The following is a 12,825-nucleotide window of genomic DNA, read 5'->3' as shown; positions in this document are numbered from 1 at the left end:
AACTAAAATTTTTGCTTTTCTTCGCGGAAAATTTTTCTAGAACCTAATTTCTTAACTACCCTTGAGAAGCCCTTAGACAACTATGATTGAAGTTCAATCCCTTCACAAAAGTTACGGATCCATCAACGCAGTTAATGGCGTCAATTTTGACGTCAACCGAGGTGAAATACTCGGGTTTCTAGGTCCCAACGGGGCTGGAAAGTCCACCACGATGAAGATGATCACCGGCTTTGTCCGGCCGACTTCAGGCATTGTGCTTGTTAATGGGCTCAATGTGCAGGATCACCCAGTAGCAGTCAAAGAACGGATTGGCTACATGCCTGAGAATGGTCCGGTCTACGGTGAAATGACAGTTGAGGAGTTTCTTATATTTATTGCTGAAATTCGCGGCTACGATGACCCCACTATTCGGGAAGACAAAATAGACCATGCCTGCGACCTCTGCCGCCTGAACAAAGTAAGGCACCAATCCATTGAAACCTTGAGTAAGGGTTTCAAGCAGCGCGTCGGTTTTGCTCAGGCCATCCTTCACGATCCCCCAGTACTCATTCTGGATGAGCCGACAGACGGACTGGACCCGAATCAGAAAAAGGAAGTCCGCAAAATTATTCGGACCATGGCCAAAGATAAGGCCATCATCCTATCCACTCACATTCTAGAAGAAGTTCACGCCCTTTGCTCACGTGTAATCATTATTGCCAAAGGCGAAGTCATAGCAGATGAGACACCTGAGTCCCTTCTTAAGCGCAATCCAAAGTACAATGCGCTCAAGTTGGAAGTCGAAGATATCGATCTGGAAGTCGTTCGTGAAACCCTCAAAGAGCTGCCCGAAGTTTCCAGTGCGGAAATCAATGAAGGCGCCGTTGAAATTTATCCCAAAAGCAAACAGTCCATCGAATCACTTGTGCTGAAAGTCTGCCGGGACAAGGAATGGAACATCTCCCGTTTTGAGAAAACACCGGTTGGCCTGGACGAAGTCTTCTGGGAACTAACCAAATAGATTCTCCACAACTTTTTTAGTTCATAGAGCTGGATATGAAACAAATTCTACCTGTCTTCAAACGCGAGTTTTACGGCTACTTCCGATCTCCGGTGGCTTATGTATTTCTCATAGTCTTCCTGTTCGTCTCGTCAGGGCTTACCTTCTATCTGGGCCGCTTTTTCGATTCGCGCGTGGCATCGCTCGACGTCTTCTTCAGCATGCAACCCTGGATCTACACCTTCTTTATTTCAGCAGTAGGTATGCGCCTATGGGCAGAGGAAAAACGCTCCGGCACCTGGGAGCTTCTCTTTACACTCCCGGTTCTCATCCAGGAGGGCGTCATTGGCAAATACCTCGCAGGATGGGCATTTATTTCGGTTGGCATTTTTCTGACCTTCCCTCTGATGTTCACGGTAGGCTATCTGGGAGATCCCGATTGGGGGCCTATCTTTACAGGTTATCTGGGTTGCTTCCTCATGGCGGGTAGTTTTCTCGCGGTCTGCTCCTTCACTTCAGCTCTCACAAAGAACCAGGTCATAAGCTTCGTCATCAGTGTCGTTATCAACCTTTGCCTGGTATTTCTAGGATGGTCGGTCTTCACCAACTTCCTTTCGTTCCTACCTCTCTCGTGGGTGGATGCATTGAGTAATTTCAGCTACACTACTCACTTCAACGGTTTCACCCGTGGACTGATTGTCTTCAAGGACCTGGTTTTCTTTCTTTCACTTTCCTTCATCTCTCTACTCATGACCGTCGTGGTCTTGGAACGTTAATACTAAGCGATACACACATGAATACATCACAGAAGTTTATCGCTGGATTCCTCCTCATAATCATCCTCATTTTCACCAACATGTTTGCTGGATTGTTTAGCTGGAAGCTGGACTTTACTGACGGCAAACTTTTCACCCTTTCCAAAGGGAGCCAGGTGCTGGTTGAAAAGTTGGAAGAGCGGGTCGATTTCGATTTCTACTTCAGTCGCTCGGTAGACGGACTTCCAATATCCTTTAAGAATTACGGGACTCGAGTGGAAGAAATGCTGCGGCAGTTCGAGGCGGCATCCAATGGCATGATTCGCTTGAACATCATAAACCCTGAGCCCGATACCGAAGAAGAGGAGGCAGCCACCACAGCTGGCATTACTCCCAATCCAGTGGGCAATGGTCAGAATCTCTTTTTCGGTTTAGTTCTGACCCAAGCGGATAACCAGGAAACCGTACCGTTCTTCGCCTACCAAAAAGAAAACTCACTCGAGTACGACATCGCCAAAGCACTATACACCGTCCAGCAATGGGATAAACCAACAGTCGGCATCATTTCAGGACTACCTGTTGTGGGAACCCCTCAAATGTTTCCCGGGCAGCCGCCTGGAGGACAAGACTGGGTATTTGTGCAACAACTACGCCAGAATTTTGAGATCACCCAGATTAATACTCCAGCAGATTGGCCCTCGATCGTGGATGTGCTAATGGTCGTGCATCCACAAAATCTGGATGAGCAAATGCTGTTTGCCATCGACCAACATGTCCTGGCAGGGAAGCCCACCTTCATAGCGCTGGATCCATCCAGCTACTTCATGAAGGCTCAGCAAAACCAGCAGCAAATGATGATGGGGCAACCTCCACAAGGAGTGACCAGCAACCTTCGACAACTTTTCACAGCCTACGGCATCGATTTCAACGACATGGAAATTCTGGTCGACGCTGACAATGGGGCCCAAGTCAGTACACAAGCCGGTCCCATGCAAATGCCAACCTGGTTGAATCTAGACGAAGCTGCCTTGAACTCCAATGAGTTTATCCTCTCCCAGCTGGACTCCTTGCTCATGGTTGAGCCCGGTTCATTTGGAATAGCAGAAGGCGCTGATCTCGAAATCATCCCGCTTGTTCAATCCTCTGACCAGGCAGGAAAGCTTTTCGCCATGCTGGCCAACCAGATTCGCAATCCGGTTCAGCTCACTCAAAACATGACCGCGTCAGAAGGTCGGGAAACCATTGCAGGATTTGTTCGTGGTAATCTTAAATCTGCCTTTCCCGAAGGAAAACCTACTCCACCAACGCCAGAAGGTGCTGAGGCAGCACCCGCACCAGAAGCCAATTCAAACCACCTCACAGAATCCGTAGCTCCAAGTAGCCTCTTTGTCATAGCCGATTCGGATTGGTTGCAGGAGCAATTTTCAGTTCAGCGGATTTTCGGTTCCTTATTTCAACCGTTAAATGACAACCTCAACCTGCTCACCAACACCATTGAGTTCATGTCTGGAAGTCAGGACCTGATTTCCATCCGCCCTCGGGGAAATACCATTCGCCCGTTCAAGGTGGTTGAAGAAATTGAGCAAGAAGCACAGGTCGAGTACCAGCAAAAGCTCGATGAGCTCAACAATGAGGTCCAGGTATTCGAGAATCGGATCCGAGAGCTGCAGACCCAACAGGGAGGAGGCAATTCCTTGATTTTAACGCCCGAGCTACGCGCCGAAATTCAGGAGCTACAAGGCAACGCCGCTTCCAAGCGTGCAGAGCGAAGAGAGGTGCGAAAGAAACTACGCGAGAAAGTAGAGAGCCTGGGATTCAATTTAGCCTTAGCCAATTTAACTGTGATTCCGGGCATCGTCTTTGCCGCCGGCATCCTCTTCTTTATCCGTCGTCATAACCGAAAGTAAATTTGATTCACCTATGAAACTAAGAACATTAGTTATCGTTGCCGCCAGTCTGGCAGTTGCCACATCGGTGGGTTATTATATTCGTAATGCATCCCTCGTTACTCCTGAAGATGATCCACTCATAGGGACTAAAGTCTTCGATCAGGATATTCTCAAAGACGTCAACCGCGTAGAAATCGCCAAAGGCGGGGAACAAGTGGTAGTCGAGCTCGAGGGCTCAGGCAACTGGGTGGTCCGCACGCTTTACGATCTGCCCGCTGATTTTGCGAAGCTCAATACTTTGATTCGCGATCTTGTTGAATCAGACATTAGTAGAAAGATCACCGCTCGTGAAGACCGACTGGAACGGCTGGATCTAACCCAGGGAACGCTCAAGCTAATGTCGGGACCTGATGACAGCCTTTTTGAAATCACTTATGGAAAATCCATCAACAATGGAAAAGCGTTTGTTTTTCGTAATGAAAAGACGGCCTATCTTTCATCTGAGAGCCCTTATATCGATGCGAGCTCCTCCAATTGGGCCACCAAAACTCTCTATGAATTCCAAGCTGACGAGGTAGCAGGTATTCAATTCTCTTTAGAAGATGGAGACTGGGGCGTGCGTCGCGACGACAAGGATAAAGACTTTGTGAGTACCCTCCCGGTAGACGTGAGGGTTCCTAAGCAATCCGAGATCACTTCATTGATCGGACGCTTTACTAATCTGAGGTTTACAGAAGTTGCTGAACGAGCGGTTGAAGAAGAAACGCAAACTTGGAAGGATGCTCAAATGAATACCCGCTCTTTGAAGTTCACACTCTTTTCCGGGGAAACCATCACGGTAGAAATGAGTCAACCGCTCCCACCAGAACCTGCTGAAGGGGAAGAAGCACCCGCCAGTACTCCACCTTCAGTCACTTATCTCAATCTTTCCAGCAGCCAGGCAGATCATGCAATCAATGGCATGATGAGCCGACTGGCTTTTCAGGCTTCGTCCTACACATTCACAGGGATCCCTGTGGAAATTTCCGAAGTGGCTGATCTTCCAGCGGAGGAGGTTACAGCGGAAGCGGACAAGGCCGCACAGATAGCACCAGCTCCTGGAAACATTGATACGCAATCCATTGAAGAGGCCATCGAAACAGCCGTGGAAGCTGAAGCAAAGGATCCGAATCAACCCGAGATCAAACAGCACATCGATGGCAACTCAGTCATCTTTGAAGTGATACCTCCGAAGAAGGAAGGTGAAGAGGAGGAAGCGACTCCAAAGTCACCAGAAGAGAATTAAGCGAGTTCAATTCTGCTAACTATTAGGTTTCCAATCGAGCAGCTCCATTTGCAGAGAGCGGCGACCATTGTAGACATTCCAGCCTACCTTGATAGCCAGGTCCAGATGTCGATCCGAGGGAGGGAGATTGTCGGCCTTTTTCCAAGCCACACCGGATAGGTATGATCCTTGGCTTGATCGTAGACAAAATCGGTAATGCCCCGTACCAAATGGTTCAGGACATTGAGCAAGCTGAACTCTTCGCAAACCAAATACGGGCTCGGGGTTGCCTTCGCCAAAAGGGTGCATCATGGACAAGTTATCCATAAAATCGCGGCATATATCATCGGGCGAAATGAAGGCGGCAATTTCAATTTCAGGTTCAAAATAGTCCCCTTCCAATGCACGCTTAACTCCAGCATCGAACGCTGCTTGAAATGCCTCTACGTTTTCGAGGGGTAGCGAGACTCCAGTCGCCATCGGGTGCCCCCCCCAACTTTCCAGGAGCTCTGAACATTCACCAAGTACCTCGACAAGATTCACTCCAGGAACGCTTCTACCTGATCCTTTCGCAAGCGCCCCTTCTTTTCCCAGCACGATGGTAGGAACACTGTGGATACGTGAGATGCGACCTGCAACAATCCCCACAACACCTGGATGCCAATTTGGATTATGAAGCACAAAGCCATGCGCCCCTTGCAGGTGAGTTTCAATATACTTATCTGCCTCCTCAACGATAGCTCTCTCAATCCCTTGGCGCTCCTTGTTCATGCCGTCCAGTTGCTTGGCCATATCCAGACACTGGGGCAAATTTTGACTGAGCAGCATTTTGACCGTCATCTCGGCATTCGCCAATCGACCACTTGCGTTGATACGAGGGCCTAGCTTGAAGGAGATATCGGCAGACATGATCGTGCGCCCGATCTCCATTCCTGAAACATGAAACAACGCATGCAGTCCTTCTCGCCGTGTGGACTCCAACGCTTTTAGTCCTCGGCTAGCCAGTATCCGATTCTCTCCAACGAGAGGAACCAGATCGGCGATGGTTCCCATGGCCACCAGGTCGAGATATTCTTTGAGTTGGATTTTAAATGCCGTGGGATCTCCATCCTGGCGCAGGGATTTCACTATACCATGAACCAATTTAAAAACCAGCCCGACAGAACATAAGTTCTTCCAAGGCTCGTCGGCACCATCATTCACATGTGGGTTTACAAGAATAGCCGGATTAGGCTCTTCAGCGGTGCTGCGATGATGGTCGATAATGATCACATCCGCTCCTTGGGCTTTAGCATGGCGAACCTCTTCGATTGAATTCGTGCCGCAATCCACTGCGATCAGCAACCCAGCCGGTTTACCACCCAAAGCTCGATCGATAACGGCGCGGGAAAGCCCATACCCTTCCTCCTGTCGTTGAGGAACCGTATACTCGGGGAATACTCCAAAGCGATTAAGTGAATGTACGAGCAATGCTGTGCTAGTCACTCCGTCGACATCGTAATCACCAACGATAACGATCCGCTCGTTGGCAGCCATGGCTTTGCGCACTCGATCCACAGCCGCTTCTAAATGCGACAGCCTAAAAGGATCATCCAAGTGCTTTAGTCGTGGATGCAGAAAGGCATGTGCGTCCTCAGCCTCTTCGATATCCAACCGCGCCAGAAGCTGGGCGATTAACTTGGGTACACCGAGTGATTTAGCGAAATGGGCTACCTTCCGTTCTGGAACGGATGCATTTCGCCACTCCACTTTCCTTAACTCTTTTCCTTACTACCGGCCTCCCACTCATACTTGGGCAGGACGTCAAAATGAGATTCAACGTGACGACGGTCACCCTTGTGCCACCAATAGAAGACGGGGCTTGCAATGAAGATAGATGAAAAAGTTCCGGTCAAGATACCCACCACAAAAGTGAAGGCAAAATCACGGATAACTCCTGTTCCGAATACCAACAGAGACACCGTCACCAATAAGGTGGTCAAAGACGTAAGCACCGTTCGAGACAAGGTGCGATTGATCGCAAGATTTACGACCTGATTCAGTTTAAGGCCTGGATTCAGATCCAGCTCCTCACGAATACGGTCAAATACTACAATCGTATCATTCAAGGAGTAACCGACGATCATCAGCAGAGCAGCGACCATCGGTGCTGAGAACTGATTGTCGAACAGTACGAAAATACCAATCGTCATGAACAAGTCGTGCACCGTAGCGACCACAGCGCCCACGCCAAAACCAACTTCGAATCGGAGACCTACGTATAAAAGGATACACACGAGTGCGATTCCAATGGAGAGGAAGGCATTGAACTGAATCTCCTTACCCACGGTGGGACCGATTTGGTTGGTTCCCAAAAGATCCAGGCCACGGTCAGAAAATTTCGATTCAAGCGCCTTCCATAGGATATCACCCTGATCAAATGCAGTAGCGATTTTCAAGACCGGGTCCGTATTGGCACCCAGGGGTGTTTGGATAGTTACACCTACTTCAGTGATATCCAACTCGGCGGCTACCGTATTTACCTCAGCGACCGTTAGCTCTTGTTTAAAGTGCATGGAGATCTCGTCTCCTCCTGTGAAGTCGATACCATAGATATCGTTACCCTTATAAACAGCCATACCGATTCCAATCGCTACAATCAGCCAGGAACTAACAAACGCATACTTACGGTAATTAAGGAATGGGATCGTTGTCTTCTCTTTAAATAAGGAGACAGTGAGCATCCGCTTCACGATCTCGGTGTTGATCAGCAGATCCAGTAATACGCGACTGATGATCAGCGCGCCAAACATGGTTGCACCGATACCGACAGCGAGAGTAACACCAAATCCTTTTACCGGTCCGGTTCCAAACTGAATCAGGATGAAGGCCGTAATCAAGGTCGTGACGTTGGCATCCACAATGGTGGAGAAGGCTTTTTCAAATCCACCCAACAATGAGTTTTTCAGCGTCTTGCCGGCTCTAAGCTCCTCGCGTATCCGTTCGTAAATCAGGATATTGGCATCCACAGCCATACCGACGGTGAGGACCAAGGCCGCGACCCCTGGCAGGGTGACGGTCGCCCCCAGGCTCGAAAGAGTTCCCAGAACAATGATCAGGTTAAAGAGTACAGAAAGCAGAGCCGCAATACCTGCGACCATGTAGTATACCAACATGAAGAGCACCACGACGGCAGCACCGATGATGAAAGCCTGTTTACCTGACTTCACAGAATCTTCGGCCATAGTGGGCCCCACCTCATACATCTCTGCAATCCGTAGTTCCACATCGAGTGGATTATTCAATCCGTTAGCAATCTGCTCTGCTTCACGTTGAGTAAATTGACCTGTGATGCGTGCAGATCCTCCAGGAATGGCAGCTCGTACACTCGGTGCGGTAAGTAGCTCTCCATCAAGCGTGATGGCTAAAAGGCCTAAGGTGTTTGTCTGCTGGTTATCGTTGGCAATTTCACGAGTAAGTTGCTCAAACTGATTTCCCCCTTCGGACGTAAAGTCCATGAGAATTTCAAAACCACCGAATTCAGCAATCGCGGCACGAGCCGAATCTATGGCCTCTCCTTTGATATCGGGAATTCGTTTAACATAGAGGTAACTCGTTGTAATGGCACCCGTCGCATTGTCCTCTCGATCGAGGGCCTTCACTTCGTAACCAACGGGAGCATTCCGATCATTCGGACCGCTGGGAGTCTGAGAACGATGAACTTGGCGAAACTCGAGTCGAGCTGGCTTACTGATGAAGTCTGTAATCTCAGGATTCTCAGTGGTAGATACACCCGGCAGCTGGATTTCGATGCGATTATTACCTGTCGTACGGATGACAGGCTCAGTCATTCCCAAGGAGTTGATACGTTTGCTTAGGATATCAATCGCTTTCGAGATGTCACCCTCTTGCTGATATTGAGAAGCCTCGGGATCGATACTCAGCTCGTAGACAAATACCACCCCACCTTTCAAATCAAGGCCCGGTTGCAGTCTTGCCTTAGAGCGCTTGAGCAATTCATCAAGCAGAACCTGGTTGCGACGTTCCGTATTGCGCAAGCTGGTCTCCAAAATCAAATTGGGGAAATACTGCGACAGATCGATGTCCCGCTCCAGACCGATATTTTTCAGTCCTGCGTAAATGCTGTATGCCTCGTCGTTCTCGTAGGCTGTTTCAGATTCATTCACCAGATCGATGAACGCCTGGTCCTGGTTACATTCCTCAAGAATGTAATCCTTAAAAGGCGTGTCTTCATAAGGAATAAGATAAAGAACCGCAACGAATACTACGAGTGCGGAGAGAACAAGTTTCCAAAGGGTACTACCATTCATAGTTACCGAAAAAAAGTTTGGTTAAATAGGGCTACTTAGAAGTTTCAGAGTCGATTTTGCCCTGAATAAAACTTTTTTGGATCTCAACTTTGGTGCTTTCAGCGATCCGCACGACAAAACGATCATCCTTCACATTGGTGATAGTGCCGTAGATGCCAGAAGCAGTCACGATCTCATCTCCAGTCGTCAGTTCTTCGATCAATTTCGCATGTTGTTTCTGTTTTTTCCTCTGAGGAGCTACTAGGAAAAACCACATCGCCCCCAGAATGAGAAACCACATGAAAATCATTTCCATTCCTGGCCCACCCGATGCCTGGGCAAAATGTGTGAAGTAAAGATTGTTAAGCGCTGTATCCATAATTGATTCCGTAAAATTTAACGGGCTACTCAAGAAAAGTGTTTTTAGAAAGGCAAGTCATTAACCCGTTGATTTGACAACACCTACAAAACCCAAAATTGACCGCCTGGAGCGCAAAAAAGGCCTGAAAATGGTATGGTTTCGATCGTTCGGGAAACTGTAGCTTCTCAATTGAAGACATGTGCGGTGATTGGGTATCGCCAAAAACCTCAATTATCCGACCTATCTGGAGCTTGTGCAGATCCTCAACCCAAGGAATCAGGGACAAACAAGCCCTCTTCGGCCAGTAACACTTTCCCTACTCTGCCGTCAGCGGAGTGTAATCTTCAGCACTCAATAGCTCCGCCAGGCCCGACGCATCGGTCACCTTGAACTTTGCCAACCAGCCATCACCATATGGATCCTGGTTGATCAGCTCAGGAGAGTCCTCCAATGGAGAATTCACTTCCAGCACTTCGCCGTCCACGGGGAGGTAAATGTCAGAAGCGGCTTTTACCGACTCAACTACACTGAAACTTTCGCCTTTGGAAAAGCTGTCTCCCTCCTCGGGAAGTTCAACAAAGGTCACATCACCCAGGCTGGTTTGGGCATAGTCGGTGATGCCCACTAGAATTGCGTCATCGTCGAGAAGTTTTACCCATTCATGATCTTTGGAGTATTTCAGGTCAGCAGGGATATTGCTCATGGAGTGTGAAGGCGGATGTTTTAGATGTTTTTGTGGATAGGAGTTTTCACAGCAGTTAAGCCATAACGTGTTCCTCTTAAATCGACTTCCAAATTCTCTGACGAGACAAAATCGGATTTAATTAAGGCAGAACCAATTGGTTGATCGATAACGGGCGATTTGGTTCCTGAAACAACTTCACCCACCCATTCGTCTCCAGCATATACTTGGGCCCCAGCTCGAGCGATGCGCCGATCGTTCAATACAAAGAAAATGGTACGACGGGGAATGCCATCAGCATTCTGTTTTGCCAGTGCATCCTTACCGATAAAGTCAGAAGATTTCTTCAATTTTACAGTCCATCCAATTCCCCCTTCATACGGAGTGGCGGTGTCACTGATCTCGTGACCATAGAGAGGAAATCCAGCTTCTAACCTTAGACTATCCCTGGCACCCAATCCGACAGGCACCAGCCCCATAGACTCACCTGCATCGAGTATTGCTTGAGCAATAACTGAACCGTGATCCCACGCCGCATAGACTTCGAATCCAGCTTCACCGGTGTAACCGGTGCGGCTCAAAATAGCTGGCCCGCCACAAATAGACCCTTCTTCAAAATGGTAGTATTTGATTTCAGAGAGGTCCGTCTCAACCAGCGTCTGCAAAACAGCTTCAGCCTTAGGACCCTGGATAGCTAACTGGCAAAAGTCGGCAGAAACGTTCTTCACCTCACAATCGAAAGGTGCCGATTGTTCCAACATCCATGCGATGTCCTTCTCTGTATTTCCCGCGTTGATGCAGAGTAGGAAGTCTGTGTCTGACTTACAATAGATGAGGAGATCATCAACCACCGTGCCAGACTCATAGCACATGGGTGTATAGAGAACACGTCCCGGAGTCATCTTGCTAACATCGTTCGTGACCAAGTGATCCAGGTAGTCTCGAGCTTGAGGACCGTTGACCGTCGCTTCACCCATGTGACTGACATCAAAGAGTCCCGCTTCATTGCGCACCGCAAGGTGCTCGGCAAGAATACCACTGTATTGAACGGGCATGTCCCAGCCACCGAAGGGAACCATGCGAGCTCCTTGATCTACATGGAACGCGTGAAGGGAGGTCTTTTGTAAGGCTTCGTCGGTCATAAAAGGCGCACCTTAAGCAGCAAAACCAAAAGTCAAAAGGACGAAGTTGGCATGAGCTCAATAAATTTCGTACGAGCTCAACCATCCGACGCAAAGCTACTCTTGAAAATCACGATCACTTCCCTACTGTGGTTTAACTAATGAGAAAAGTTTTTGCCTACAACTGGCCAATCCTTCGCCTGATCACATCCAGAATCGGGAAATGAAACAAATGGACATTCCCGAAGCGAAGACCCTTCACATAGAATCTGATTCCGACGACCCTTTCCCGGGAAGCCTCCTCGGTAATAGGATCGAGCCACACAGAATGCATTCCCCAATGCGAGTTCCCAACTCAATTCCGACAAGCTCGAAGAATGGGTCTCCTCTGACATGACAGCTTTAGTTGTAGCAGTATTACTAACCATCGGGATCTCTGCATTCTGCTCTGTTCTCGAAGCCATGGTCCTCTGCACCACCTCGGCCGAGGTCGAGGCCATGCAGAAGAAGTCCAGTAAGAGAGGTAAGATTTTCAGGGCAATCATAGGGGAAATCGACGATACCCTTTCGGCTATCTTAACGCTGAACACCATCGCGAACACGGCAGGCGCATCCATGGTCGGAACGCTAGCTGCAGAGGTCCTTCAATCTATTTCCGCAGGAGCCGTTGCAGGAGTGATGACCTTCCTGATTCTGATATTCTCGGAAATCATTCCCAAGAATGTGGGTATGGCCTACCGGGTCTATATTCAGCCGGCTGCAGTTTACCCATTGTGGTTGATCCGCTGGACGATGAAACCGGTTACCTATTTTACCCGCGGCTTTGTCCGCCTGCTGGTTAAAGAACAGGAAACTTCCAGCGAAGAAGCTGAGGAAGAAATCAAATTACTGGCGGAGAAAGGAGCCAAGGAAGGTAAGCTGCGGAGTACTGAGGCGAGTTTTATCGCCAATGCGCTCACTTTAGATGACGTGGCCATCGACGATATCATGACCCCAAGGACTGTGGTCTTTGCACTCGAAGACAACCAAACCATTGGTGAGGTATTCAAAGAGACGAACAACATCCCCTTTGCTCGAATCCCCGTTTATAATGAGACTATCGATAACGTCGTGGGCTTTGTTCGGCGTCGAGATCTCCTCAAGATAATGGCCGATGACGGTCACGATACCAAGCTAACGGAGATCCTGGAAACCGCACTCTTTGTTCCGGAGACAGCGAACGGTGCCGACACACTTCAGAGCTTCCTCGCCAAACAACAACAGATGGCCATTGTGGTGGATGAATTTGGATCTGTGACCGGTGTTGTAACGATGGAGGACATCATCGAACACATACTCGGTCGGGAGATTTTTGAAAAAGACGATGTAGCGGTGGACATGCGTGAGCTCGCCAGAGCCAAGGAAGCTCAAAAGCGGATGAATGATCAAAACTGTTTAAAGACTAAACCTTCCTCCGACTCTACGGAGACGACCTCCTGATTATCC

10 protein-coding genes are annotated in these 12,825 nt (G+C 48.8%); 5 read left to right on the top strand and 5 right to left on the bottom strand.

Going from position 1 to position 12,825, the window contains the following annotated elements:
* The first annotated feature begins 82 nt into the window (after positions 1-82).
* From GA003_20545 to GA003_20530, 4 genes are read left to right on the top strand one after another with little or no spacing between them, the layout of a single operon-like run.
* Positions 83-1,000: an ATP-binding cassette domain-containing protein gene (locus GA003_20545; GenBank protein QXD28353.1), complete on the top strand. Its 918-nt coding sequence runs from the start codon at positions 83-85 to the stop codon at positions 998-1,000.
* A gap of 35 nt (positions 1,001-1,035) precedes the next feature.
* Complete coding sequence (locus GA003_20540; GenBank protein QXD28352.1) at positions 1,036-1,755, top strand: ABC transporter permease; 720 nt, start codon at positions 1,036-1,038, stop codon at positions 1,753-1,755.
* A gap of 17 nt (positions 1,756-1,772) precedes the next feature.
* Positions 1,773-3,641 carry a Gldg family protein gene (locus GA003_20535; protein ID QXD28351.1) on the top strand — a complete coding sequence of 623 codons (1,869 nt, stop codon included), beginning with the start codon at positions 1,773-1,775 and terminating at the stop codon, positions 3,639-3,641.
* A gap of 13 nt (positions 3,642-3,654) precedes the next feature.
* Positions 3,655-4,908, top strand: coding sequence for a DUF4340 domain-containing protein (locus GA003_20530; protein QXD28350.1), 1,254 nt, complete (start codon positions 3,655-3,657; stop codon positions 4,906-4,908).
* 15 nt (positions 4,909-4,923) lie between these two features.
* On the opposite strand, the gene recJ is transcribed toward GA003_20530, so the two are convergent.
* The 5 genes from recJ to gcvT all read right to left on the bottom strand — a co-directional run bounded on the left by recJ (position 4,924) and on the right by gcvT (position 11,361).
* A complete protein-coding gene (recJ, locus tag GA003_20525) occupies positions 4,924-6,636 on the bottom strand; it encodes a single-stranded-DNA-specific exonuclease RecJ (GenBank protein QXD28349.1) in 1,713 nt (570 codons plus the stop codon).
* Between the two features lie 5 nt (positions 6,637-6,641).
* On the bottom strand, positions 6,642-9,197 hold the full coding sequence (gene secD, locus GA003_20520; GenBank protein ID QXD28348.1) for a protein translocase subunit SecD: 2,556 nt from the start codon (positions 9,195-9,197) through the stop codon (positions 6,642-6,644).
* A 31-nt stretch (positions 9,198-9,228) separates the two neighbouring features.
* Entirely contained in the window at positions 9,229-9,555 is a 327-nt protein-coding gene (yajC, locus tag GA003_20515) for a preprotein translocase subunit YajC (GenBank protein QXD28347.1), read from the bottom strand.
* 298 nt (positions 9,556-9,853) lie between these two features.
* On the bottom strand, positions 9,854-10,240 hold the full coding sequence (gcvH, locus tag GA003_20510; protein QXD28346.1) for a glycine cleavage system protein GcvH: 387 nt from the start codon (positions 10,238-10,240) through the stop codon (positions 9,854-9,856).
* 20 nt (positions 10,241-10,260) lie between these two features.
* Positions 10,261-11,361, bottom strand: a complete 1,101-nt coding sequence (gcvT, locus tag GA003_20505) for a glycine cleavage system aminomethyltransferase GcvT (protein ID QXD28345.1) — start codon at positions 11,359-11,361, stop codon at positions 10,261-10,263.
* Between the two features lie 372 nt (positions 11,362-11,733).
* Between gcvT and GA003_20500 the strand changes: the two genes are divergently transcribed.
* Positions 11,734-12,819 carry a hemolysin family protein gene (locus tag GA003_20500; GenBank protein ID QXD28344.1) on the top strand — a complete coding sequence of 362 codons (1,086 nt, stop codon included), beginning with the start codon at positions 11,734-11,736 and terminating at the stop codon, positions 12,817-12,819.
* Positions 12,820-12,825: the final 6 nt, after the last annotated feature.

The sequence above is a fragment of the Opitutia bacterium ISCC 52 genome, assembly GCA_014529675.2.
In the GTDB taxonomy this organism is placed as follows: domain Bacteria; phylum Verrucomicrobiota; class Verrucomicrobiia; order Opitutales; family UBA2995; genus UBA2995.
This window is presented reverse-complemented; position numbering and strand designations above follow the sequence as displayed.

Bases quoted from the DNA above. Each gene is read 5' to 3' on its own strand.
- GA003_20545 (QXD28353.1), top strand. From the start codon at position 83: ATGATTGAAGTTCAATCCCTTCACAAAAGTTACGGATCCATCAACGCA.
- GA003_20540 (QXD28352.1), top strand. From the start codon at position 1,036: ATGAAACAAATTCTACCTGTCTTCAAACGCGAGTTTTACGGCTACTTC.
- GA003_20535 (QXD28351.1), top strand. From the start codon at position 1,773: ATGAATACATCACAGAAGTTTATCGCTGGATTCCTCCTCATAATCATC.
- GA003_20530 (QXD28350.1), top strand. From the start codon at position 3,655: ATGAAACTAAGAACATTAGTTATCGTTGCCGCCAGTCTGGCAGTTGCC.
- secD (QXD28348.1), bottom strand. From the start codon at position 9,197: ATGAATGGTAGTACCCTTTGGAAACTTGTTCTCTCCGCACTCGTAGTA.
- yajC (QXD28347.1), bottom strand. From the start codon at position 9,555: ATGGATACAGCGCTTAACAATCTTTACTTCACACATTTTGCCCAGGCA.
- gcvH (QXD28346.1), bottom strand. From the start codon at position 10,240: ATGAGCAATATCCCTGCTGACCTGAAATACTCCAAAGATCATGAATGG.
- gcvT (QXD28345.1), bottom strand. From the start codon at position 11,361: ATGACCGACGAAGCCTTACAAAAGACCTCCCTTCACGCGTTCCATGTA.
- GA003_20500 (QXD28344.1), top strand. From the start codon at position 11,734: ATGACAGCTTTAGTTGTAGCAGTATTACTAACCATCGGGATCTCTGCA.